This is a genomic window from Silanimonas sp., assembly GCF_027530345.1.
Lineage (GTDB): Bacteria > Pseudomonadota > Gammaproteobacteria > Xanthomonadales > Xanthomonadaceae > Silanimonas.
The window spans coordinates 41003-65255 of sequence record NZ_JAPZQK010000018.1; the positions used below are offsets into that span (position 1 = coordinate 41003).

At 68.9% G+C, this 24253-nt stretch carries 20 protein-coding genes; 7 read left to right on the forward strand and 13 right to left on the reverse strand.

All coding sequences use genetic code 11. The features are described 5' to 3' along the window. The first annotated feature begins 6 nt into the window (after positions 1 to 6). The 4 genes from lpdA (at position 7) to pilH (ending at position 4185) form a co-directional block, all read left to right on the forward strand. Complete coding sequence (gene lpdA, locus O9255_RS09335) at positions 7 to 1437, forward strand: dihydrolipoyl dehydrogenase (RefSeq protein ID WP_297866586.1); 1431 nt, start codon at positions 7 to 9, stop codon at positions 1435 to 1437. Between the two features lie 84 nt (positions 1438 to 1521). Beyond that, positions 1522 to 2676, forward strand: coding sequence for a beta-eliminating lyase-related protein (locus O9255_RS09340; protein ID WP_297866587.1), 1155 nt, complete (start codon positions 1522 to 1524; stop codon positions 2674 to 2676). 35 nt (positions 2677 to 2711) lie between these two features. Continuing rightward, positions 2712 to 3704, forward strand: coding sequence for a YhdH/YhfP family quinone oxidoreductase (locus tag O9255_RS09345; protein WP_297866588.1), 993 nt, complete (start codon positions 2712 to 2714; stop codon positions 3702 to 3704). A gap of 115 nt (positions 3705 to 3819) precedes the next feature. Next, positions 3820 to 4185 carry a twitching motility response regulator PilH gene (gene pilH / locus O9255_RS09350; RefSeq protein WP_297866589.1) on the forward strand — a complete coding sequence of 122 codons (366 nt, stop codon included), beginning with the start codon at positions 3820 to 3822 and terminating at the stop codon, positions 4183 to 4185. 98 nt (positions 4186 to 4283) lie between these two features. Here pilH and O9255_RS09355 read toward each other — a convergent pair whose 3' ends face one another. Together O9255_RS09355 and O9255_RS09360 are read right to left on the reverse strand one after the other, a co-directional pair. Next, positions 4284 to 4841, reverse strand: a complete 558-nt coding sequence (locus O9255_RS09355) for a hypothetical protein (RefSeq protein WP_297866590.1) — start codon at positions 4839 to 4841, stop codon at positions 4284 to 4286. Between the two features lie 29 nt (positions 4842 to 4870). Next, the gene (locus O9255_RS09360; protein ID WP_297866591.1) at positions 4871 to 5779 is read right to left on the reverse strand and encodes a DnaJ C-terminal domain-containing protein; all 909 of its coding nucleotides are present in this window, start codon (positions 5777 to 5779) and stop codon (positions 4871 to 4873) included. 107 nt (positions 5780 to 5886) lie between these two features. On the opposite strand from O9255_RS09360, the gene O9255_RS09365 reads away from it, so the two are divergent. Beyond that, positions 5887 to 6369 carry a peroxiredoxin gene (locus O9255_RS09365; protein ID WP_297866592.1) on the forward strand — a complete coding sequence of 161 codons (483 nt, stop codon included), beginning with the start codon at positions 5887 to 5889 and terminating at the stop codon, positions 6367 to 6369. A 43-nt stretch (positions 6370 to 6412) separates the two neighbouring features. Here the strand turns inward: O9255_RS09365 and O9255_RS09370 are convergent, their stop codons facing one another. The 4 genes from O9255_RS09370 to mtnA all read right to left on the reverse strand — a co-directional run bounded on the left by O9255_RS09370 (position 6413) and on the right by mtnA (position 13125). After that, on the reverse strand, positions 6413 to 7228 hold the full coding sequence (locus tag O9255_RS09370; RefSeq protein ID WP_297866593.1) for a hypothetical protein: 816 nt from the start codon (positions 7226 to 7228) through the stop codon (positions 6413 to 6415). Beyond that, positions 7228 to 9279, reverse strand: coding sequence for a trypsin-like peptidase domain-containing protein (locus O9255_RS09375; protein ID WP_297866594.1), 2052 nt, complete (start codon positions 9277 to 9279; stop codon positions 7228 to 7230). The genes O9255_RS09370 and O9255_RS09375 overlap by 1 nt, the downstream gene beginning before the upstream one ends. A 28-nt stretch (positions 9280 to 9307) precedes the next feature. Then, a complete protein-coding gene (gene gyrA, locus O9255_RS09380) occupies positions 9308 to 11905 on the reverse strand; it encodes a DNA gyrase subunit A (protein WP_297866595.1) in 2598 nt (865 codons plus the stop codon). Between the two features lie 164 nt (positions 11906 to 12069). Further along, the gene (gene mtnA, locus O9255_RS09385; protein ID WP_297866596.1) at positions 12070 to 13125 is read right to left on the reverse strand and encodes an S-methyl-5-thioribose-1-phosphate isomerase; all 1056 of its coding nucleotides are present in this window, start codon (positions 13123 to 13125) and stop codon (positions 12070 to 12072) included. 18 nt (positions 13126 to 13143) lie between these two features. On the opposite strand from mtnA, the gene O9255_RS09390 reads away from it, so the two are divergent. After that, positions 13144 to 13905, forward strand: coding sequence for a hypothetical protein (locus O9255_RS09390; protein ID WP_297866597.1), 762 nt, complete (start codon positions 13144 to 13146; stop codon positions 13903 to 13905). Positions 13906 to 13930: 25 nt separating this feature from the next. Here O9255_RS09390 and O9255_RS09395 read toward each other — a convergent pair whose 3' ends face one another. From O9255_RS09395 to O9255_RS09425, 7 genes are all read right to left on the reverse strand, one after another. Further along, positions 13931 to 14653: a DUF3011 domain-containing protein gene (locus O9255_RS09395; protein WP_345781371.1), complete on the reverse strand. Its 723-nt coding sequence runs from the start codon at positions 14651 to 14653 to the stop codon at positions 13931 to 13933. Positions 14654 to 14761: 108 nt separating this feature from the next. Next, on the reverse strand, positions 14762 to 15730 hold the full coding sequence (epmA, locus tag O9255_RS09400; protein WP_297866598.1) for an EF-P lysine aminoacylase EpmA: 969 nt from the start codon (positions 15728 to 15730) through the stop codon (positions 14762 to 14764). Beyond that, positions 15727 to 17823, reverse strand: coding sequence for an NAD-dependent DNA ligase LigA (gene ligA, locus O9255_RS09405; RefSeq protein ID WP_297866599.1), 2097 nt, complete (start codon positions 17821 to 17823; stop codon positions 15727 to 15729). Before ligA ends, epmA begins: the two co-directional genes overlap by 4 nt. A 55-nt stretch (positions 17824 to 17878) precedes the next feature. Beyond that, positions 17879 to 18625 carry a cell division protein ZipA gene (gene zipA, locus O9255_RS09410; RefSeq protein WP_297866809.1) on the reverse strand — a complete coding sequence of 249 codons (747 nt, stop codon included), beginning with the start codon at positions 18623 to 18625 and terminating at the stop codon, positions 17879 to 17881. A 60-nt stretch (positions 18626 to 18685) separates the two neighbouring features. Next, positions 18686 to 22195 (reverse strand): chromosome segregation protein SMC, encoded by a 3510-nt coding sequence (gene smc, locus O9255_RS09415; RefSeq protein WP_297866600.1) that lies wholly within the window; start codon positions 22193 to 22195, stop codon positions 18686 to 18688. A gap of 132 nt (positions 22196 to 22327) precedes the next feature. Continuing rightward, entirely contained in the window at positions 22328 to 22636 is a 309-nt protein-coding gene (locus tag O9255_RS09420; RefSeq protein ID WP_297866601.1) for a BolA family protein, read from the reverse strand. After that, a complete protein-coding gene (locus tag O9255_RS09425) occupies positions 22633 to 22956 on the reverse strand; it encodes a YciI family protein (protein WP_297866602.1) in 324 nt (107 codons plus the stop codon). The genes O9255_RS09420 and O9255_RS09425 overlap by 4 nt, the downstream gene beginning before the upstream one ends. Before the next feature lie 105 nt (positions 22957 to 23061). Between O9255_RS09425 and O9255_RS09430 the strand changes: the two genes are divergently transcribed. Then, positions 23062 to 24237, forward strand: a complete 1176-nt coding sequence (locus tag O9255_RS09430; RefSeq protein WP_297866603.1) for a CsgG/HfaB family protein — start codon at positions 23062 to 23064, stop codon at positions 24235 to 24237. The last annotated feature ends 16 nt before the right edge of the window (positions 24238 to 24253 follow it).

Below are 24253 nucleotides of genomic sequence, written 5' to 3' on the forward strand. Positions count from 1 at the left end.
CCCGACATGAGCGAGATCCAACAGTTCGACGTCGTCGTCGTCGGTGCCGGCCCGGCCGGCTACCACGCGGCCATCCGCGCCGCGCAGCTTGGCCTGAAGACCGCCTGCATCGACGCTGCGCTCGGCAAGGACGGCAAGCCCGCCCTCGGCGGCACCTGCCTGCGCGTGGGCTGCATTCCGTCCAAGGCCCTTCTGGATTCCAGCCGCCAGTGGTGGAACATGGGCCATATCTTCAGCGAGCACGGCATCAGCGCGCCGAACGCCGCGATCGACATCCCGACCATGATCGGTCGCAAGGACAAGATCGTGAAGCAGTTCACCGGCGGCATCGCCGCGCTGTTCAAGGCCAACAAGGTGTCGGCCTTCTACGGCTTCGGCCAGCTGCAGGCGGGGAAGAAGGTGCTGGTGAAACAGCACGACGGTTCCGAAGTCACGCTGGAAGGCAAGCACGTCATCCTCGCCGCAGGTTCGGATTCGATCGAACTGCCGTTCGCGAAGTTCGACGGCACGCACATCGTCGACAACGTCGGCGCGCTTGATTTCACCGAAGTGCCGAAGCGCCTCGGCGTGATCGGCGCCGGCGTGATCGGCCTCGAACTCGGCAGCGTGTGGAGCCGCCTCGGCGCCAAGGTCACCGTGCTCGAAGGCCTGCCGGACTTCCTCGCCGTGGTCGACCGCGACGTGGCCAAGGTTGCGCAGAAGGAATTCACCAAGCAGGGCCTCGACATCCGCCTCGGCGCCAAGTGCACGAAGACGGAAGTGAAGAAGGGCGAGGTGCATCTGAGCTACACCGACGCCAATGGCGAGCAGACCCTGGTGTTCGACAAGCTGCTGGTCGCCGTCGGCCGCAAGGCCGCGAGCAAGGGCCTGCTGGCCGAAGGCACCGGCGTGCAGCTCGACGAGCGCGGTCGCATCGTCGTGGACGACCACTGCCACACCGGTGTGGAAGGCGTGTGGGCGATCGGCGACTGCGTGCGCGGCCCGATGCTCGCGCACAAGGGCTTCGAGGAAGGCATCGCGGTGGCGGAACTCATCGCCGGCCTGCCGGGCCACGTCAACTTCGACACCATTCCGTGGGTCATCTACACCGAGCCGGAGATCGCCTGGGTCGGCAAGACCGAGGAGCAGCTCAAGGCCGAGGGCGTGCCCTACAAGACCGGCACCTTCCCCTTCGCGGCCGTGGGCCGCGCGGTGGCGATGGCCGAGCCGGCGGGCTTCGTGAAGGTGATCGCGCACGAGGAAACCGACACCGTCCTCGGCCTGCACCTCGTCGGTGCCAACGTCTCGGAGCTGGTGCACGAAGGCGTGCTGACGATGGAGTTCAAGGGCAGCGCCGACGACCTCGCACGCATCTGCCACGCGCATCCGTCGATGAGCGAGGCCGTGCACGACGCCGCCATGGCCGTGCACAAGCGGGCGATCCACAAGGTCAACTGACGCCTATCCATCGGCGATACTTCGGGGGCGCCTTCGGGCGCCCTCGTTGTTTCCGGCGCCCCCTAGTCACGTGCAGGAGAATCCATGGATCGTCGTGCATTCCTCGCCGCTGGCAGCCTTGCCGCAGCCGCTGGCGCCCTGTCAGCGAGCCCTGGAGCGAACGCGTCGGCATCGGCCAACACACGCCTGTTCACCCGCGTCGATTTCAACCACGACGGACTGGGTCTCGACCCGCACGAGTACACGCACCTGCTCGAGGAGGCCGTGCAGGGCGACGCTCTGACGCCGGACTACTACTCGCTTGGGGGCTTCGTCGAGGCCCTTGAAACGGATTTCGCGAAGCGCCTCGGCAAGGAGGTGGCCATCTTCGTACCGACCGGAACGTTGGCCAATCACCTCGCCGTGCGTCGCCTCGCCGGGGACGATCGCCGGGTGCTGGTGCAGGCCGACAGCCATCTGTTCAACGACAGCGGCGACTGCGCGGAAGTCCTCAGCGGCCTGAACCTCGTTCCGCTCGGGGAGGGTCGTGCCACGCTGACGCTGGACGAGATCGAAGCCTGGGTGGAGCGCTCGGCCACGGGGCGGGTGGAAAACCGCGTCGGCGTGATCGTCATCGAAGATCCGGTGCGTCGGCATGGGCACGAATTCGTCGACCCGGCCGAGCTGGCGAGGATCAGCCGCTTTGCACGCGACCACGGCATCCGCCTGCACCTCGATGGCGCGCGCATGTTCAACCTGCCGCAGCACACCGGCCGGAGCGTGGTCGAACACGCCGCGCTGTTCGATACCGTGTACGTCTCGCTGTGGAAGCACTTCAACGCCGCCACCGGGGCCATCCTCGCCGGCTCGCGCGAGCACCTCGAAGGCCTGTTCCATGAGCGCCGCCGCTTCGGCGGTGCCCTGCCCGCCGCGTGGCCGAGCCTGGCCCCGGTGCCACGGTTCCTGCCGACCTACGAGGCCGACTACGCACGCGCTTGGACGATCGCGGACGCGCTGTTCCGTCGGCTCGAGGCGACGGGACGCTTCCGCATCGCCCGGCCGCCGCGCGGCACCAGTCGCGTGCTGATGAACGTCTTGGATCTCGATGCCGCGCGCTTGGTCGAACGGCTCGCGGTCGAAGGCATCCGCCTCGGCCTGCCGCCCGAGGGCGAGAACACCTTCACCCTGCAGATCAACACCACCCTTCTTCGGCGCTCACCCGACGCGCTGGTCGACGCATTCCTCCGCGCTGCCGGCTGAACCTCACGCCCGCGCGCAACCATCCGGAACCCACGATGCCCCTCCCCGCCCGCTTTCCCGCCTTCCGCATCCACAGCGACGCTGCCGGCTACCGCAGCGGCATCGAGGAGGTCGCGCTCGACGCGCTTTCCCCCGGCGAAATCGTCATCCAAACCGCCTACTCGTCGGTCAATTACAAGGACGCGCTGGCCGGCACCGGCCAAGGGAAGATCCTCCGGCAGTTCCCGCTGGTCGGCGGCATCGATGTCGCCGGCCACGTGCTGCATAGCCGCGACCCTGCCTTCAAGGAGGGCGACGCGGTGCTGTGCACCGGCTGCGGGTTGTCCGAAACGCGCGATGGCGGCTACTCGGCCTACGCCAGGCTGGAATCGAAGTGGGCCATTCCTCTGCCCAGCGGGCTCGACCTGCGCGAGTCGATGATCCTCGGCACCGCCGGCTTCACCGCCGGCCTCGCCCTTCTGCGCATGCAGGACAACCGGCAGACGCCCGACCTCGGGCCACTCGCCGTGACCGGCGCGACCGGCGGCGTCGGTAGCCTCGCCCTCGCGATCTTCTCGAAGGCGGGTTACGCGGTGCATGCCATCAGTGGCAAAGCCGACCAAGCCGATTGGCTGCGCTCGCTGGGCGCGTCCGAGGTGCTCGGCCGCGAGGCGCTGGCCACGACGAAGCCGATGGATTCCGCCCGCTTCGGTGGCGGCCTCGACAACGTCGGCGGGCCAATGCTGCACGCCCTACTGGCGCACACGGCGCCCTACGGTAATGTCGCCACGGCGGGTCTTGCTGCAACGCACGATCTGGCGACCACGGTCATGCCCTTCATCATCCGTGGCGTGTCCCTGATCGGCGTTGCCTCTGCCGGCACCGCACGGGATATCCGCGACGAGGTCTGGCGCCTCCTTTCGTCGGACTGGAAGCCCGCCTGTCTGGGCGAAATCGCGACCCGCGAAGTGGCGCTCGAGGGCCTTCCGGCGGTGTTCGCCGACATGTTGGCCGGTGGCTCCCGCGGCCGGACGCTGGTCCGCCTCTGACACAGTCCGGGGCAGCCCACCCCAGCGGCGCGGCCTCCCCGCGGCTTCGTGACCGCGGTCTTGCCCAAGCGAGGCGAACCGCGCTTACAATCGCGGGGTCTTACCGGAGATTTCCATGGCACGTATCCTGATCGTCGACGACTCGCCGTCGCAGCTCGTCAGCATGAAGCGCATCGTCGAGAAGCTCGGCCACGAAGCGATCACCGCCGAGGACGGCGCCAGCGGCGTCGAAGTCGCGAAGGCGCAGCGTCCCGACCTGATCCTGATGGACGTGGTGATGCCGAACCTCAACGGCTTCCAGGCCACGCGCGCCATTTCCAAGGACCCGCACACCGGCCACATCCCGATCATTCTTGTCACCACGAAGGACCAGGAGACGGACAAGGTGTGGGGCATGCGCCAGGGTGCGAAGGCCTACATCACCAAGCCGTTCACGGACGCGCAGCTGACGGAAGCGATCCAGGGTGCGCTGGGCGGCTGATTCATCGCCGCATCGCTACCGCGCACGTCACACGAGCGCTCCGAAGGAACGAAGCCCCGCACTGCGGGGCTTCGACGTTTGCGGGATTACGAAACGCCTCATCGCGCGAGGCGGACGGTGCCGCGGCCCTCGTCCTGCTCGAAAACGAAGCGATAGTGCAGGCTCACGGCCTGCGGAATCTCCCGGGCACCCGCACATCCGGTGTTGGCTGCAGCAGCTTTCTCCTCGGCGGTCGCGAACACGCATCGGACAGCGGGCTCGAAACGCCAGGCACGAGCGGCGTGCATCGCCGAGTCCACGAATTCGGCCTCGACGTCCCCCTGCACCTCGCAGCTGGGCGCACCTGTCACGTCCTCCACGGCGAACACCCTCCCATCTTCCGCCACCGCGAGGCGGAGACAGACCTCACGACGCGGCAAGCGATCGGCCAGCCGCGCCTCCGGGTAGATCGGCGTCTGATTCGCGAGATCGCCGACGGGCATGAGGAAGCTCTCGTGGCTCTCCAGCACCACGCGGGCGATGTCCTGCGCAGCGGCCGGGTTGAAGGGTTGCACCGCGGACCGGCCGGAAGGGACGACGGCATCGGCAGCGCGGTCCGGGATGGACTCCGGATCAGAAGCGCAGCCGACGAGTCCCATCGCGACAAGGGCGAGCAACACCCGACAACGGCAAGAGGTGTTGGACCTCATGGCCCGACGTTGTCGCCGAAGGCCAGCGCCATCTGCCGATACAGCGATCGCTGTGCTTCGTTCTCGGGCTTCGGTGCGGTGATCTCGATCTCGACGATCTGGTCGCCCGGTGGCGCCCCCGGCAGGCCACGCCCCTTCAGCCGAAGCTTAAGGCCAGCGTCGGAGTCCTTGGGGATCTTCAACTCGACCGCGCCGCCCAGCGTGGGCACCGTGGCCGTCGTGCCGAGCACGGCATCCCAAGGCGCGAGTGGCAGCACATACAGCACGTTGCGGCCGTCCACCTCGAACTGCGCATGCGGTGCGAAGTCGACTTCCAGCAGCAAGTCGCCACCCCCGGTGCCCTTGCCCGCCAAGCGGATCACCTGCCCGACGCGGATACCCGCCGGCACCTTGACCTCGAACTCCCGCCCATCGACGTCGATGCGCACGGTGCCACCCGCATACGCCGTTTCGAGCGGGATCGCGAAGCCCAGCCGTTGGTCCTCCCTCGGCGGGCGAGCACCCGCACCGGCGCCGGAACGCGCACCCGAGGACGGGCCGGCGCCGGCGGAACGCTGTCGCGCCTTGGCCCCGAAAAAGGCTTCGAAGAAATCGCTGAAGGCGCCACCGGGGGCACCACCGAATCCGTCGCCGAAACCGCTGGGGCCGCCGTAGCCCGGCGGCGGGCGGAAGTCCTGCCCGGGGCGATATCCGCCGGCCCGCAGGGCGTCGTACTGCGTACGCTTCTCCTTGTCGCGCAGCACTTCGTAGGCCTCGTTGATCGCCTTGAAGCGATCCTCGGCGCCCTTCTCCTTGCTGACGTCGGGGTGGTACTTGCGCGCCAGCCGGCGAAAGGCCTGCTTGATCTCGCTCTCTCCGGAACCGGGTTCGACGCCCAGCACCGCGTAGTAGTCCTTGAATTCCATCGCGGCACCTTACTGCAAGCAGCGCGCGGCGCGCAGCCGGTCCGACCCCGGACGCCGCCGTCACGGGTGGCCGCTACACTTCCGGTTTTACCCCACGGAGCTCCCGCATGACCATCGCGATCGGCGACAACATCCCGCAAACCACCTTCAGTGCGCTGAAGGACGGCGTGCAGGCCGTCGACACCAAGGACGTCTTCGCCGGCCGAAAGCTCGTGCTTTTTGCCGTGCCGGGCGCGTTCACCCCGACCTGCTCGGCCAAGCACCTTCCGGGCTACGTCGAGCACCTCGAGGCGTTCAAGGCCCGCGGCATCGACGTGGCCTGCGTGGCGGTCAACGACGCCTTCGTGATGGATGCCTGGGCCAAGCACCAGAGCGTGCCGGAAGGCCTGCAGATGCTCGCCGACGGCAACGGCAACCTGACGAAGGCGCTCGGCCTCGAGCTCGACGCCACCGCCTTCGGCATGGGCCTGCGCAGCAAGCGCTTCGCGCTGTACGCCGAGGACGGCGTGGTGAAGCAGCTGCACGTCGAGGCGCCGGGCGAGTTCAAGGTTTCGGCCGCCGAGTACGTGCTCGAGCACCTGCCGAAGTAATCGCAGTGACGGGAGCACCGCGATTGGCGCGGTGCTCTGGGCCTCACTCCGCCTCGTCGTCGCGACGCACCACGGGCAGCGCCGAAGCGAGGCGCGTCGCAGCGGCCACGCGGCGGGCCGGCAGCATGTGCATCACCATGTCGGCCATATCGAGGCCGAGGCCCCGGCCCTGCGAGCGGCTCATTGCGGCGAGGTCGAGATCGACGTAGCCCATCGGGCGCCCTTCCGCATCAAAGGCGAGGCCCGGCATCCCGTCGACCAGCAGCGAACTGCGCGGCACGCGGGTCTCACCGAGGATCATGCCGGGCCGCACCAGCGGCACCGCACCCCATTCGTCGGACGTGCGCAACAGCGTGTAGAACACGCGGCCGGGCGCCGGCTGCGACAGGCGTTCGAAATCGACGAAGGGCTGGCCGCTGGCGTCGCGCACTCGCAGCCAGGCGAGGCCGAGCTCGGTGTCGCGCGTGACCAGATCGGCGGTGCGCCATTCGTCCGAGCCCGGCAGCCGAACGCGGAAATCACTGGAATTCGCCACCATCGCGCCGCCGGTGCTGGGCGCCTGGCGATTGAGGCTGCCGAGATCGAAGCTCACCGCTCGCGCCGACACCAGCACCAGGCCATCCGCGGCGACGAGCACGCCCTGCGTCCGGTCCTCGTTGCGTTGCTCCTGCCCGCCAGCGGCGACCGTGATGACGTACTTGACCGGAACGACACTCGGCGAGCGCTGGTCGACGAGTCGACGGTAGGCGTCGGTGTAGTCCTCCTCAGCCGCCAACGCCAGCATCGGCAACGCGAGGAAGAGCGCCATCAGCAGGATCGCGAACCGGGACAGCATGTTCGGGGGGGACATCATGGACATCAGCGGGTCTCCGGGATCCAACGGCGTTCGACTTGCACGATACGCGCCTCGCCGTGGCGGAGGACGTCAATCGCGAAGCGCTCGCCCTCTCCCGCCAAAGCAGCCTGCAACGCTGGCCGGAGGCGATCCAGACCGTCGACGGTCTGGCCCGCGATGCGAACCACGACATCGCCAGCCTTCAGGTGCGCAAGGCCGGCCGCACCGCCACCTTCGACGACCTGAAGAAGCACGCCGGATTGGTCGAGCGGCAAATCGCGTTCCACGCGGTCGTGGAAGCCCAGTTCACGGAACTGCGCACGCAGGCTCGAGACGTCCATGGTCCGCAATCCCGAGACCGGCACCGGCGACGCCACGAGGGTGGTCGTCCAACGTTGGCGCTCCGTGCCGCGCAGGCCCTCGAACACCACGCGATCGCCGATCTCGAACTCCCGAACGCGCTGGGCGAACAGTTCGGCGCGGGAATCGTTGACGGCCTCCAGCGGCTGGCCCTCCAGCCCCGTCACGAGGTCACCGACCTTCGCGCCGGCCGCGGCAAGCGCACTACCCGGGTACAGGCGGGTGATGCGGAAACCCGATGACGGCAGGCCCATGGTCTGCGCCAGCGAGGTCGGGATGGGCTGGACCTCGACGCCCGCCCAGGCCTTCGGCAGCTCCGGAAGCGGCTGCCGCGAACGGTCGCCCCAGGCCGGCGTGAGCGCCGACAGGAGCCGTTGCCCGTCGGCGAGGTACTCGAGGACCACCGGCGTGGCGGGCCGCCGAGCAGCCGACCACGGCGCCAGGTCGGCCACGGCCGCCACCGGCTGGCCGTCGACCTTCAGCAGCACGGCACCGGCCGGCAATGGCGGACGCGCCGTCGCGGCCGGGCCGCCGGCTCGCAGGCTGGCCACCAGCAGGCCGCGTTCGACATCGAGACGACGCCGCTCGCTCATCGTCGGCGTGAGCGCCTGAACGGCGATGCCGAAGGGCGCGAACGAAGCGGACTCACCGCGCGTTTCCCCGGTGTCCTCAGGTGTGACGCGCACGGTGCGCTCGTCCGGACCGCGGGCGACGCGCAGCGCGATCGCTTGGCCGGCGACAAGCTCGGCCAGACGGCGCTGGATGGCCGGGACATCGACCGCCTGCGGGGCGTCCAGCGCCACGCCGTCGAGCGACAGCAGGCGATCGCCGGGCTCGAGCCCGGCCTTGGCGGCAGCCCCCGCACGCTCGACCGCGGTGACCATCACGCCCTTCGTCTCGCCGCTTCCACGCAGCGAGCGGAGGCGAAGCCCCAGCGTGCTGCGTTGCACGCGCCCCTTGGCAATCAGTTCGGCGACCACCGCCTTGACGTCATCGGCGGGAATCGCGAACGCGAGATCGCCGCCGAACAGCATGCCGCGCGTGTTGACGCCGACGATGCGGCCCTCGAGATCGACCAGCGGGCCGCCGGAGTTGCCGGGCGCGATCGCGGCATCGTGCTGGATCCACGCGTAGTAGCGGCCGGTCGGTGCATCGGCATCGAGGCTGTCCTCGTAGTCGGCCTCATCTTCGAACAGCGAGACCAGCAAGCGACGCGGATTGTTGACGACGCCGGCACTCAGCGAATTCGACAGCCCCCAAGGGGCACCCATGGCCAGCACGGTTTCGCCGGGCCGGAGGTCGTCGGATTCGGCGAAGCGCGCGAACGGCATCGGCGTCGGGACGCCCTGTACCTTCAGAACGGCGAGATCGGCGGCGGTGTCCTGCCCGACGAGGAGGGCCTCGCGCTCACGGCCATCGCCGAACACCACCCGGAAACTGCGGCCCTTGTCGGTGACGTGGGCGTTGGTCGCGATGTGGCCTTCGGCGCTGATCACCGTGCCGCTGCCGCTGCCGACGCTGAGCTTGGGCTCGCCGGCCTCGAAATCCTCGCGCACCACGAGGATGCTGACGACGTGGGGCATTACCGCTTCGCGCGCCTGCGCCAGGTCTTCCACCGACGGCCCCGCGGCGAAGGCCGCGGGGGACGGGACGAAGGCGGCGCCAGCAACGGCGAGGATGGCGGCGAGGAAGAAACGGGGGGGGCGGTTAGGCATCGGGACGTCCTGTTCGACGCCTTGGGCGTCAGTTCGGTGCGCTGGGCGCGGGAGCCTCGTCGGTGGAATCGGGCGCACTGTCGTCGCCCGTGGTCTCGCCCTCGATGACCTCGATGGCTTCGAGCGCGATCAGGCGTTCGCCGGCCGCCACACGCATCAGCGTGACGCCCTGCGTGTTGCGACCCACCTGGGCGATCTCGGACGCACGCGTGCGCACCATCGTCCCCTGATCGGAAATCAGCATCAGGTCGTGGTGCTCCGAGAGCTGCAGCGCACCGACCAGCGCGCCGTTGCGATCACTGGTCTGAAGCGCGATGACGCCCATGGTGCCGCGGCCCTTGCGCGGGTATTCGCCGACCTCGGTGCGCTTGCCGAAGCCGTTGGCCGAGGCGGTGAGGATGTCGCTGTCGCCATCGATGACAACGAGGCTGACGACGTGCTCGCCCTCGGCCAGCTTCATGCCGCGCACGCCGGTGGCGGTGCGGCCCATGGCGCGCACTTCGTCCTCGGCAAAGCGCACGGCCTTGCCGCCACTGGCGAACATCATCACATCGCGATTGCCGTCGGTGATCTGCACGTCGACCAGCGCATCGCCCTCGTCGAGGTTGATGGCGATCTTGCCGCGCGCGAGGCGGAAGGCGAATTCGGAGAGCGGCGTCTTCTTGACCGTGCCATCGCGCGTGGCGAAGAAGGCGAAGCGGTCTTCGCTGTACTCGTGCACCGGCAGCACGGCTTGCACCTTCTCGCCGTCCTCGAGCGCGATCCAGTTGATGATCGGACGGCCGCGGGCATTCGGGCCCGCCTCCGGCAGCTGGTAGACGGAGAGCCAGAACACGCGGCCGGCGCTGGTGAAGGTCAGCAGGGTATCGTGCGTGTTGACCACCCAGAGGCGTTCGATGAAGTCCTCGTCCTTGACCGCCGTGGCCGAGCGTCCCTTGCCGCCGCGCTTCTGGGCGCGGTACGCCGAGACCGGCTGGCGCTTGATGTAGCCGGTGTGCGAGAGCGTGACCACCACGTCTTCCGGCGTGATCAGGTCGAGGACGTCGAGGTCCTCCTCGCTGGCGCGGATCTCGGTGCGGCGCGCGTCGTTGAACTCGTCCTTCACCGCGAGCAGCTCGTCGCGGATGACCTGCAGCAGCACTTCCGGGTTCTCGAGGATCTCGATCAGGCCGCGGATCGTCTCGAGCAGCGTCTTGTACTCGTCGGTGAGCTTCTCGTGCTCGAGGCCGGTGAGCTTCGAGAGGCGCATCTCGAGGATTTCCTTGGCCTGCGCCTCCGACAGGCGGTAGCCGCCGTCGACCAGGCCGTAGCCCGGCAGCAGGTCCTCGGGGCGCGAGGCATCGGCGCCGGCGGCGGACAGCAGCGCGCTGACCAGGCCCGGCTGCCACGTGCGGCCGAGCATGCGCTCCTTCGCGACCGCTGGGCTTTCCGAGGTCTTGATGAGCTCGATCATCTCGTCGATGTTCGCAAGAGCGACCGTCAGGCCTTCGAGGATGTGGGCGCGGTCGCGGGCCTTGCGCAGGTCGAAGATCGTCCGGCGCGTCACCACTTCGCGGCGGTGGCGGACGAAGGCCTCGAGGAACTGCTTCAGGTTCAGGATCTGCGGACGCCCGTCGACCAGCGCGACCATGTTGATGCCGAACACGGTCTCCATCTGCGTCTGCGCGTAGAGGTTGTTCAACACCACCTCGGCCGACTCGCCGCGCTTGACCTCGATGTAGATGCGCATGCCGTCCTTGTCGGACTCGTCGCGCAGTTCGGAGATGCCCTCGAGCTTTTTCTCCTTCACCAGCTCGGCGATCTTCTCGATCAGCCGCGCCTTGTTCACCTGGTAGGGCAATTCGGAGACAACAATCGCCTCGCGGTCGTTCGCCGCGACTTCGATCTCGGCGCGAGCGCGGACGCGCGCCCGGCCACGGCCGGTGTGGTAGGCCGCGTGGATGCCGACCGCGCCGTTGATGATGCCGCCGGTCGGGAAATCCGGGCCCGGGATGTGCTGCATCAGGTCGCTGATGGTCGCCTCCGGGTCGTTGATCAGCGCGATGGTGGCGTCGATCACTTCACCGAGGTTATGCGGCGGGATGTTCGTCGCCATGCCCACCGCGATGCCCGCCGAACCATTGACCAGCAGGTTCGGGAAGCGCGTCGGCATCACCGTCGGCTCGAGTTCCTTCTCGTCGTAGTTCGGTTGGAAATCGACGGTGTCCTTGTCGATGTCGGCCATCATCTGGTGCGCGATGCGCGACATTCGCGCCTCGGTGTAACGCATGGCCGCCGGGGCGTCGCCGTCCACCGAACCGAAGTTGCCCTGGCCGTCGACCAGCATGTAGCGCAGCGAGAAGGGCTGCGCCATGCGCACCAGCGTGTCGTACACCGCGGTGTCGCCGTGCGGGTGGTACTTGCCGATGACGTCGCCGACGATGCGCGCCGACTTGTAGTACGGCTTGTTGCTGTGCGCGCCGAGTTCGTCCATGGCGAAGAGCACGCGGCGATGGACCGGTTTGAGGCCATCCCGGACGTCGGGGAGTGCGCGGCCCACGATCACGCTCATGGCGTAATCGAGGTAGCTCTTGCGCATCTCGTCTTCGAGGTTGACCGGGATGATTTCCTTGGCGAGATCGGACATCGGACTCAACAGCGATTCGGAAGCCCCGAGTGTACCAGAGCGACGCTGCTCACGACATCCGTTCCCCCGGACAAATCAATGACTTACAAGCTCCCGCGATCCCCGGGGCGCGCTCTGGCGCGCGCTCTGGAATGCCTCGGGCGCGGACACCGTCAAGGCCGTCCTCAGCCTGCCCCGAACACCGCCCGCATCGCCGCCTCGTCCGGCCGCTCGATCACGCCCTTCTCGGTCACGATGACGTCGATCAGCGAACCCGGCGTCACGTCGAAGACCGGGTTCCAGGCGGCCACGCCCTCGGCCACCACCCGCTGACCACCCGCGAACAGCAATTCGCGCGCGTCACGGAGTTCGATCTCGATGTCGTCACCGTGCTTCGTGGCCATGTCGACCGTGGACGAAGGCGCCACCACCATCACCTTGACGCCATGGTGCTTCGCCGAGATCGCATGGGCATAGGTGCCGATCTTGTTGGCCGTGTCGCCATTGGCGCAGATGCGGTCGGCGCCGACGATGAGCCACTGCACGGCCCCGGTCTTCATCAGGTGGGCGGCGGCCGAATCGGCGATGAGGGTGGGCGGGATGCCGTCCTGCTGCAGCTCCCACGCGGTCAGGCGGGCACCCTGCCCCCACGGCCGCGTCTCGCCGGCAAAGACCTTGGCGATGCGGCGCTCGGCCACGCCGGCGCGGATCACGCCAAGCGCCGTGCCGAAGCCCGCCGTCGCCAGCGATCCGGTGTTGCAGTGCGTCAGCACGCCGCTGCCGGGCGCGATCAGCGCGGCACCGAGCTGGCCCATGAGACGGTTCGCCGCGAGGTCTTCTCGGGCGATGGCCTCGGCCTCGGACGTGATCGCCGCAAGCCAGTCCGGCCCGGCGGCGCGAAGCGCCGTGCGCATGCGGCGGATGGCCCACATCAGGTTCACCGCGGTGGGGCGCGAGGCGTTGAGCGCGTCGAGCTGCGCGGCCATGAGGCGCTCGGCCTCGAGGCCATCAGCCGCTTGCGTGCCCTGCCCGGCCAGGACCACGCCCCACGCGGCGGAAATGCCGATCGCCGGCGCACCACGGACGGCGAGGTCGCGGATGGCGACGGCCACCTCGGCCGCGCTGTCGCAGCGGAGGCTCACCGTCTCGAACGGCAGGCGGCGCTGGTCGAGCAGCAACAGGTGGTCGTCCATCCACTGGATGGGTCGGATGCGGTCGTAACGGTCGTAATCGAGGCTCATGCGTCTATGCTAACCGCCATGCCCACGAGCCCGAAGCGTCCGGCCAGCGTCGCCGGCACCGAAGCCCGACTCCACGCCGCCTCGGTTCAGGCGGGTGCCGGAGCCGCCATCGACGTGGCCCTGCACACCCTGCCCCTGCTGCGGCCCTTCATCCCGAAGCGGATGCTCGACGCGGCCGAGCGGCTGAAGCCCGCCACGGTCCGCCGCGACCTGGTCAAGACGATCTACGCCCGGCACGGATTGAAACCGGCGCGCTGGGAGATCGAGAGCGTGCTCGCCGTGGCCGAGACCCAGGCGAAGCTGAGCCCGCTCACCCGCAAGGACGGCCTGCGCGACCTGCTCGGCGAGTGGCTGCCAACACCGCTGATCCAACCCCTCCTGCGCTTCACACCGGTCGAACCGCTGGTGGCGGAAACGACCCGCGCCGTGGCCACCACTTGGGCGGCCGGGCGCTATGCCGATGCCGTCTGCCGCGTGCGGAAGGCCGGCATGGACTGGCTGCCGGCGCCGCTCGGCGAGGCGCTGGAGATCGCCCCCGCCAAGCTGCGAGACTTCAGCGCCGAAGCGCTGACGATGGCCCTGCCGCCGCTCAAATTGGCGGCGGCTTGGGGCGGTCAGGTGCTGCGTGCCTCAGGCCGCATCGCGAAGGCTGCGGGCCGAGCCGCCCGCGAGCCCACGACAAAGCCGTCGGAGCCGTCGACGTCGGGGCGCTCGGCGAAGGCGCCACGGAAACGCGCCGCTGTCACCACACCGAAAACTCGGCGCGGCAACCCCGGCTGACCCACAGCCCGCGCTGGTCGAAGCCCTAGGTGTAGCCCTCGGTGCACTCGCCACGCGACAGCTGGCGCTCGAGGCGCACGTCCCGCGCGTAGCCGATGTCGCAGTACTGGGTGCGGCCGCTCTGCGATTCGCAGCGGATCGTCCGCCCGCCGCCGTGGCCATACCCGGGACCGCCGCCCCACCCACCTCCGCCCGGCCGGCCACCACCGCCCGGCCGGCCACCGCCACCGCTGGCGAATTCGCCGCGGCAGCCTTCGGCCACCCAAACGCCACGACGGTCCCAGCCCCAAGTGCGGCCTTCGATGCAGGCACCGCGCGACAGCTGGCGCACCAGCACCACGCCGCCACGGACATCCAAATCAAAGTAGTTCTGCCGGCCATTGTGGCTTTCGCAGCGGATCACCCACCCACCGCCATACCCACCACCGTAGCCATCGCCATAGCCGCCTCCGGGATGGCCCGCGTAGCCGCCGGCAACCTCGAACTCGGCGCGACAGCCTTCACTCACCCAGACACCGCGCCGATCCCAACCCCAGGTGCGGCCTTCGATGCAGGCGCCACGCGACAGCTGGCGAACCAGGACAACGCCGCCACGGGTGTCAACCCGGCATTGGTTGGTTCGGCCGTCGTGGCTTTCGCAACGGAAGCGCTCGGCGGGCGCGTAGCCGTACTGGGCGGCTGCAGGCATGGAGAACGACGACGCCCCGAAGAGGGCGACGAGGGCGAAGAACGAGTGGCGTGCGGACATGGGCGGCCTCGGTCTGGATCGCGACGATGAGCATCATCAGCGATCGATGAATGGCCGGGAAATTCCGCAGCAAACGTGCGCCACACCGCGGCCGTCGATGCCGGCCGTTCAGGCGCTCGCGAAGTCGTAGGCCAGCACGTCCGCGATCCGGGTAGTCCCGACCAGCCCCATCAACAGCCGGTCGACGCCCAGCGCCACCCCGGCGCAGTCCGGCATGGCCGGCAACGCAGCGATCAGCGCGTCATCGATCGGCGGCAAGGCATCACCGCGCGCCGAACGCACGGCATGGTCACGCTGGAAGCGGCCGCGCTGCTCCGACGCGTCGTTCAATTCGTTGTAGCCGTTCGCCACTTCAAGTGGGCCGAGATAGAGCTCGAAGCGCTCGGCCACGGTGGGCTCACCCGGCGCATCGCCGGGACGGAGTCGTGCGAGAGCCGCCTGCGTCGCCGGCCAATCGTGGACCACGGTGATCGCATCGGCGGCGAAGGACGGCTGCAGCCGATGCGTCATCAGCAGGTCGAGCCAATCCTCCCGCGTCAGTCCTTCCGGATCGATGCGGATCTCACCCAGCGCGGCCCTCAAGGCGTCGATGGAGGCCGTGTGCGGGTCCAGACCGAACGCTTCGCGATACAAGGTCGCGAAGTCCAGCGAACGCAACGCGACCGGCGGCCGTTGCACCAGTGCCATCGCGGCGGTGACGAGGGCCACGGTCTCGTCGGCGAGGCGACGGTGGTCCCAACCGACGCGATACCACTCGAGCATCGTGAATTCGGGGTTGTGCCGCCCACCCGCTTCGCCGTCGCGGAACACACGCCCCAGTTCGTAGCAATCACCGAAGCCCTCGGCGAGCAGCCGCTTCAGCGGGAACTCGGGCGAGGTGCGCAGCCAGCGCTGGCGGGGGCCACCGCTGGCCGGGCCACTGAACTCCAGCGTGAAGCTGCGGATGTTCGGATCGGTGTTGCCGGCGCGGCTGAGCACGGGGGTCTCGACCTCGACCACGCCGCGCGTGGCGAAGAAGTCGCGGAACAGCGCGTTCAGCCGGGCGCGGAGATGCAAGGCTTCGTGGCGCGGGTTCACGCGATGCGACCTTGGGCACGGAGGAAGTCGAGCAGTCCCGCTTCGTCCCAGACCTCGATGCCGAGCTCTCGCGCCTTGTCGAGCTTCGAGCCGGCCGCCTCACCCGCGACCACGAGGGACGTCTTCTTCGAAACGCTGCCCGCGACCTTCGCGCCCAGCGCTTCCAGATGCGCGCCGGCCTCGTCGCGACTGAAGGCCGAGAGGCCGCCCGTCAGCACGACGGTCTTCCCGGCGAGCGGCCCTTCGGCAGTGCGCTGCGGCGGGCCTTCCAGCCACTGCACGCCGCGCTCGCGCAGCGCCGCGATCACCTCGCGGTTGTGGGCCTCGGCGAAGAACCCGTGGATGCGTGCGGACACCACGGGGCCGACGTCCGGCACGGCGAGAAGTTCGTCCACGCTGGCGGCGATGAGTGCGTCGAGCCCGCCGAACCAGCGGGCGAGCTGCTTCGCCGTGGCCTCGCCGACATCACGGATGCCCAGCGCGAACAGCAGGCGCTCCAACGCGGTGTTGCGGCTCTGGTCGATACCGCCCAGCAGGTTCTCGGCCCAGCGCGTCGCGATCTTCCCTTGCTTCACCGTCTCCGGCGTCACGCCGTCACGCGCGTCGGCGCGGCGCTTCATGGCCAGCAGGTCGTCCAGCGTCAATCGGTACAGGTCGGCAACGGTCTGCACGTAGCCGAAATCGACCAGATCCTCGACGAAGCGTTCGCCGAGGCCCTCGATGTCCATCGCGCGGCGCGAGGCGAAGTGGATCAGCGCCTGCTTGCGCTGCGCCGGGCAATACAGGCCGCCGGTGCAGCGCATCACCGACTCGCCCTCCGCGCGTTCCACCGCCGAGCCGCACTCCGGGCAGGTCGTGGGCATGACGAAGGCCGGATGCAGCGGCGACCCGTCGGCGGCGAGCGGCCGACGCTCCGGGACGATGCGAGCCACCTCGGGAATCACGTCGCCGGCGCGCCGCACGACGACGGTGTCGCCGACGCGGACGTCCAGCCGGGCGATCTGGTCGGCGTTGTGCAGCGTGGCATTGGTGACGACGACACCGGCCACGCGGACCGCCTTCAACCGTGCCACCGGTGTGATCGCGCCGGTGCGGCCCACCTGCACATCGATGCCTTCCAGCGACGTCACTTCTTCCTGCGCCGGGAACTTGTGGGCGATGGCCCAGCGCGGAGCGCGAGCCACGAAACCCATCTGCTCCTGCAGGTCGCGGCGGTCGAGCTTGTAGACCACGCCGTCGATGTCGTACGGCAGCGTCTCGCGGGCAACACCGATGCGTCGATAGTAGGCCAGCACGCCATCGAGACCGGACGCGACGTCGACTTCCGGCGCCAAGGGAAGCCCGAATCCGGCGAGGGACTTCAACAAGACCGAATGCGTCGCCGGCAGCCCGAAGCCCTGCACCTCACCGATGCCATAGGCGAAGAACGCCAGCGGACGCTTGGCAGTGATGCGCGAATCCAGTTGGCGCAGCGAACCCGCTGCACCATTGCGCGGATTGGCCAAAGGCTTCTCGCCGGCCGCATGCGCGCGCTCGTTGAACCGCTCGAAGGCCGCCTTCGGCATGTAGACCTCGCCGCGCACCTCGAGGACTTCCGGAACGGGCAACCCGGCCGGAACACGGAGTGCCAGAGGAATCGCACGGATCGTCCTCAGGTTGGCGATCACGTCCTCGCCCGTGGTGCCGTCGCCGCGCGTCGCACCCTGCACGAGCACGCCATGCTCGTAGCGCAACGTGATCGCGAGGCCGTCGATCTTCGGCTCGACCGAGAACGCCGGCTCGCTCTCGCCCGTGGCCTCGACGATGCGCCGCACGAAATCGGCGACCTCGTCGTCGGCGAAGGCGTTGTTGAGGCTGAGCATCGGCACCGCATGGCGCACTTCGGCGAAGGCCGAGGAGGGCTTCCCGGCCACGCGCTGCGTCGGCGAGTCGGTCGTCACGAACTCCGGATGCGTCGCCTCGAGCTCGCGAAGCTCGCGCATCCAGCGGTCGTACTCGGCGTCGGGGACGGACGGCGCGTCGAGCTGGTAATAGGCGTGGTCGGCGTCGGCGATCAGCCGCCGGAGTTCGTCGATTCGATCGGGGGCGCTCATGCGGACCTCGCGTCGGTGTCGCGTGGCGGCCGGCGACCGGCGCCGGCCCGTGGCCTCAGAAGCGGACGTTCTGCGCGTCGCGCTTGCGGTCGTAGGCGCGCATTTCCTCGCGCAGGTGCGCGATGCGCTGGCGGCCAAGCGCGTTGCGCTCTTCGTCGAGCAGCACGGCATCGAGCAGCTCGGCCATGCGCTGAGCGGCGGGCAGCAGGGTTTCCCAAGCGTCCAGGGCGTTCAGCGGGCCCGGAAGGGTCATGAACAGACTGACGCCGGGCGTGCGAATCTCGCCGAGGCGGGCCATATCGAAGGAACCCGGCCTCACCAGGTTCGCGAGGCTGAAGATGGGGCCGCGCTCGGGGTGGTTGTCGTCGAGGCGATGGAAGATGCCCATGTGGCCGTAGGCCAGGCCGGCCTTCTCGCAGGCGACGACGATATCGGGGCCCTGCAGCACTTCGCCGGCGCGGGCCGCGAGGTAAAGGGTGACGATGCGGTCGAAGCTGGCGTCCGGACGGGCACCCAGCTGGGAGCGCGTGGGCGCCACCGGGGCAGCATCGTCCACGGCGATGCCGCGCTCGGCATCGAGTTCGGGGCCGTCGTTGTCGGTCTCGGCCACCGCGTCGCCCAAGGTCGGCTCCCGGCGGCCGCCTGCGCCGAAACTCGGGAACGCAGCAGCAAGGCGCTCGGTATCGGCGCTATCGCGACGCACGCCCTGCTCGGGCTTCTTCCGGCCGGTCAACCAGATCACCACCATCAGCACCACCACTGCGGCGCCGATGGCGATCCGCAGGATGTTGGCTTCACTCAGGCCGGACAATTCCATCCAACAGGCTCCAGACGCGGTCTTGGCGTGGTTGAGACCGCGCGATTATGCCGCACCAGCGAGGCGCGTGGCCTCGGCGAGATCGACCGAGACGAGTCGCGACACGCCCGGCTCGCGCATGGTGACGCCGGCGAGCTGCTTGGCCGCCTCCATCGTCGCCTTGTTGTGGCTGACGAAGAGGAACTGCACCTTCTCGCTCATCTCGCTGACCATCGTGCAGAAGCGGCCGACGTTGGCCTCATCGAGCGGTGCGTCGACCTCGTCGAGCAGGCAGAACGGTGCGGGATTCAGACGGAAGATCGCGAACACCAGCGAGACCGCCGTCAGCGCCTTCTCGCCGCCGGACAGCAAGCTGATGTTGGAGACACGCTTGCCCGGCGGGCGCGCCATGATGGCGACGCCGGTGTCGAGAAGGTCCTCGCCGGTGAGTTCGAGGTAGGCGTGGCCGCCACCGAACAGGCGCGGGAAGAGTTCCTGCACGCCGGCATTGACGCGATCGAAGGTTTCCTTGAATCGGCCGCGGGTCTCGCGGTCGATCTTGCGGATGGCGTCTTCGAGCTGCTCCAGCGCGGCAACGAGGTCGGCGTTCTGGGTGTCGAGGTAGGCCTTGCGCTCGCTCTGCTCGGCGAACTCCTGGATGGCCGCCAGGTTGACTGGCTCCAGCCGGCGCATCTTGCCTTCCAGCTCGCCGATGCTGCGCGCCCAACTGGCCGCGTCCGCCTGCTCCGGCAGGCCAGCCACGACCGCCTCGAGTTCGAGGCCGGCGGTGGCGATCGCTTCCACCTGCTGCTGCGCCTTGATCTCCAGCGCCTGCGCTTCCATCCGTCGCTGGGCGATGCGCTCGCGCTGCGCAATGGCGGCCTGGTCGCGTTGCTGGCGCTTGTGCTCGTAGCCGCGCAGTTCCTGCTCGATGCCGTCGAGGTTCGCGCGCGCCGTCGCGAGGTCTTTCTCGGCGATCACGCGCTGCTCGAGCAGCAGTTGGCGCTCGCCATCGAGCGTGTGGATCGGGCTGTCGCCGTCCTGCAGCTGGGCCGCAAGCTCGTCGCGGCGGCTGGCGAGCTGGGCTTGCTGGCCGCGCAGGCGCGACAGCGACTGGTTGAGTGCATTGACACGGGTGCGCTGCGCCTCGAGCGCCAGCGCCAGCTGGTGGGCCGAATCGCGGGCCTCACGCGCCGACATCCGCGCCATCTCGCGCTGCTCGGTGAAGAGGCGGCGCTCGTTCTCCAGCGTGATTCGCTGCGTCTCGAGGTCGCCCATGCGCTCGGTGGCGACTTCGAGGCGCCCACGGGCCTCGCGCACTTCGACCTGCGCCGATTCCATCGACGTGGCGATCTGCGCCAGCTCGCGATCCAACGCGGCCATGCGGCCCTGCGCGGTTTCCAGCCGGCCCTTCTGGCTCTGCAGCTGGCCGCCCATCTCGGAAACGCTGCGATGCGCGAGGTACAGCGTGCGCTGCGCGTCTTCGCGGGCCTGCTCGGCCACCAGCAAGGCATCGCGGTGGGCGTGCTGGCCTTCGACCAGCGCCTGCTCGCGCGCCGCGAGGGCCACGATCTGCTGCTTGAGTTCGTTGATCTCGCGCTCGCGGGCCAAGGCGCCCTGCTGCGCCTCGCCGCTCTTGTTGAAGCGCAGCCAGCCCGGGCCTTCCCAGACGCCGGTGCGATCGATGATGGCCTCGCCCGTGCGCAGGCCAGCCCGGTGCGCCTCGGCTTCGCCGGAGGCCAGCGCCTCGACGGCATGGATAGGCGCCAACAGCGCGCGGATGGCCCGCGGCCCTTGCACCTTGGCGGCGAGGCTGCTGGCCGGCACGTCGATGCCGCCCGTCGCACCGTCGACCAAGGCCACCCGACCCTGCGCCAGGCGGGCCACCGCGTCGCGCACGCTGCCGGCGTCGTCGTGGACAACCGCTTCGAGCAGGTGGCCGAGCACCGTCTCGACGGCGGTTTCCCAGCCCGGCTCAACCGTCAGCACCTCGCCGAGACGCGGCAGTTCAGCCAGACCCTGTGACTTCAGCCACTCGAGCGCGCCGCTCTTCTCCTGTCCCAGCGCGGCGTGCTGCAAGGCCTCGAGCGAGGCCATGCGGCCCTTGGCGGCCTGCGTGGCCTTGCGCGTTTCGGCAAGCTCGGTCTGCTGCTGGCGCTGCTGCTCCTGGATCTCGAGCAGTGCGGCCTTCTTGGCGTCGAGAATCTCGGCCAGCGCATCGAGCCCGGCACGCTTGGTTTCGTGTTCGAGCGCCAACGTCTCCATCGCTTCGCTGAGCGTTGTGAGGTCGAGGCCGGCCCGCTCGGTGGCCAGCGTCTCGCGGCGGCGGTTGGCCTCCATCGACTGGCGTTCGAGGAATTCGATCTTGGTGCGCTCCACCTCGGCCGCCCGCGAGGACTCGGCGTACGAACGCGCATAGTCGTCCCAGCGGCGCTGCCAGTCGGCGAGCTTGGTTTCCGCCTCACGCAGGGCGTCCTGGCGATCCTCGTCACCGCCGCGCAGGGTCTCGAGGCGCGGCTCGGCTTCGGCCACCTGTTCTTCCAGCTGCATCAGCTGGGCAGCATCGGCCTCGATGTGGTGCATCACCTCGGCCAGCGCCTCGTCGGCTTCGGCGCGGGCGGTCTCGATGCGCCGCTTCAGTTCCCGCTGGTGCTGGATCTGCTGTTCGATGCGTGCGATCTCGCCGCCGATGCGGTAGCTCTCGGCCTGCGCGCGGCCAAGGTGCTGGCTGGCCTCGGCGTGCTGCTCACGGGTCAATTCGCCCTGCTCTTCGGCGGTGCGCTGCTCGGCGAGCAGTTCCTGGAGCTTCGTCTCGTCGTCCAACAGCGCGGCATTCAGCGCTTCCGACTGGGCCTGCAGGCGACGGTACTCGAGCGCCTTGAGCTGGGCGTCCTTTTCGCGGTGTTCGGCCTGCAGGGCCTGGTACTGCTCGGCGGCACGGGCCTGGCGCCTGAGGTGCTCGAGCTGCTTGTCGATCTCCTCGCGCAGGTCGTTGAGGCGGTCGAGGTTGTCGCGCGTACCCTTGATGCGGCTTTCGGTCTCCTTGCGGCGCTCCTTGTACTTGGAGATGCCGGCGGCTTCCTCGAGGAACAGGCGCAACTCTTCGGGCTTGGAATCGATGACCTGCGAGATCATGCCCTGCTCGATGATCGAGTAGCTGCGCGGGCCGAGGCCGGTGCCGAGGAACAGGTCAGTGATGTCGCGGCGGCGGCAGCGCGCGCCGTTGAGGAAATAGCTGCTCTGCCCGTCGCGCGAGACCAGGCGCTTCACCGAGATCTCGTTGTACTTCGCGAATTCGCCACCGATGGCCTGGTCGCTGTTGTCAAACACCAGTTCCACCGTGGCCTGCGAGACCGGCTTGCGCGACGACGAACCGGAGAAGATCACGTCGGTGAAGGAATCACCGCGCAGGCGGCTCGCCGAACTCTCGCCCATCACCCAGCGCACCGCGTCGATGATGTTCGACTTGCCGCAGCCGTTCGGACCGACGACACCGGTCATGTTGGTGGGCAGGTGCAGGGTGGTCGGGTCGACGAAGCTCTTGAAGCCGGCGAGCTTGATGGTGGACAGACGCATGCGCAGGGCGATCCGGTGGCTCGAAGCGGGCGGGAAAGCACCGGCTCCGGGAGCGTTGAATTCGGGATGCTCGGCGATGCAAGTCCTTGATTCGAAGGAAATTGCACCCCGGGCGGCCTGCCAGTGTAACGACTACGGGGCGGCCTCGCCCGGGGCACGGGCCTCGATGGCCAAGGCATGGATGTCGGTCGCCATCAGGGTCCCGAGCGCTTCGTAGATGAGGCGATGACGGGCGATCGGACGGAGGCCGGCGAAGGCCTCCGCCACGACCCGAACCGAGAAATGGCTGCGGCCATCAGCCGCGCCGGCATGGCCACGGTGCTTGTGGCTGTCGTCGACCACCTCCAGGGACTGCGGCTGCAGGGCCGTCCTCAACCGCGCTTCGATCTCGGCGCCACGGGCCTCCCGGGGGAGACCGCCCTCGATGGCGGGGTCGCTCATGGCAGCACCGGAAGGAAGGGCTGTACGTCGACGCGCGCATAGACGCCGGCGGCGACGTAAGGATCGTCGGCCGCCCAGGCTTGTGCGGCGGCGAGATCGCCGAAGGCGGCAACGATCAGGCTTCCGGAGACACCCCCATCGGCAGGTGGCACGCCATCCTGACGCGGCAGTGGGCCGGCGAGCTTCAATCGGCCAGCGGAGGCCAGCGTCTCTAGGCGCGCTAGGTGCGCCGGTCGCGCCGCGGCGCGGGCCGGGCCGGTACCGTCGGCATCGTGTCCGAGAATCACGTACCAGCGGGTCGGAGAATTCGGATTCGTCATCCGCCCAGTGTAGCCGTGCGGAGCCTTGGGCTAGACTCGAACGCGCCGCCCGCCTCGGGCGGAATGCCTATGGAAATCCCCCGTTTCCGCTTCCCAGGAGAAGCCATGCTTCCGTTCCGCGCCTTGACCGCCGCCTTCGCCATCGCCGCCGCCAGCGCGCTGCCGGTGGCCGCCGAGCCCCTCGCCTACTCGCTCGCCGAAGGCAACGAGATCGCCCTTCCGCAGGACCTGACTCCGGTCAACACGCTGCGCCTCGTGCAGATGCGCTGGTCGCCCTACGCCGGGCGCAAGGCGCGCGTGGCGGTGAGCAAGATCGACAACACCTCCAGCGTGTCCAGCTATACCGCCAACGACCAGTACGGCTCGACCAACGTCGAGTGGGCCTTCCAGACGGTGCCGGTCAACGGCATCGAGGCGATGATCACCGATGCACTGAACCAGAGCGGTCGCTTCCGTCTGGTCGAGCGCCAGGCCATCGGCAACGTGATGCAGGAGCAGGACTTCGGCGCCAGCGGCCGAGTAGCCACGCCTTCGGCGGCCGGCATGGGCCAGATCCTCGGCGCCGAGTACCTCGTCGAAGCCGTCATCACCTCCTACGACCCGGGCACCAACGCCAGGTCGACCAACGTCGGCGGCATCGCCAACGCGCTCGGAGGACGGCTCGGCGGCCTCGGCGCCTTGGCCGGCAGCGTGAACGTCAACTCGTCGTCGTCTTCGCTAGGCATGAACATCCGCCTGATCAACGCGACGACCAGCGAAGTCGTCTTCACCCGGCAGATCGAGCGCGAAATCAAGGAATCGGGCATCGATTTCGGGGGCCTCGGCATCGGCGGCAGCGGCGCACTTGGCGGCTTCGTCGGCGCCTACTCGCGGACGCCCATCGGCCAGGCGGTGCTCGCTTCGATCAACGAAGCCGTCTATGAACTCGCCAAGCAGATTGGTGCTCAGCCTGCCACCGGTGCCGTCGTCAAGGTCGAGGGCACGCAGGCTTACATCAACCTCGGCGCCGGCGTGGTCAGCGCCGGCGACCGCCTCGCCGTGGTCCGTCCCGGCGAAGCCCTCATCGACCCGGACACCGGCATCTCGCTCGGCTCGACCGAAACGCCAGTAGGCGAGATCCAGGTGGCCCAGGTGCAAGAGCAGTTCAGCATCGCGACCATCCAGGGCGGCGCGCGCCTGGAAGCCCGCGATCGCGTGAAGTCGCTGGCCCCGCCGACGCCGATCGAGTTCGGCGCGATGGTCGATGAACTCGCTTCGAAGCCGAGGGCGGCACGTCGCTGAGCGGCGATCGTCCATG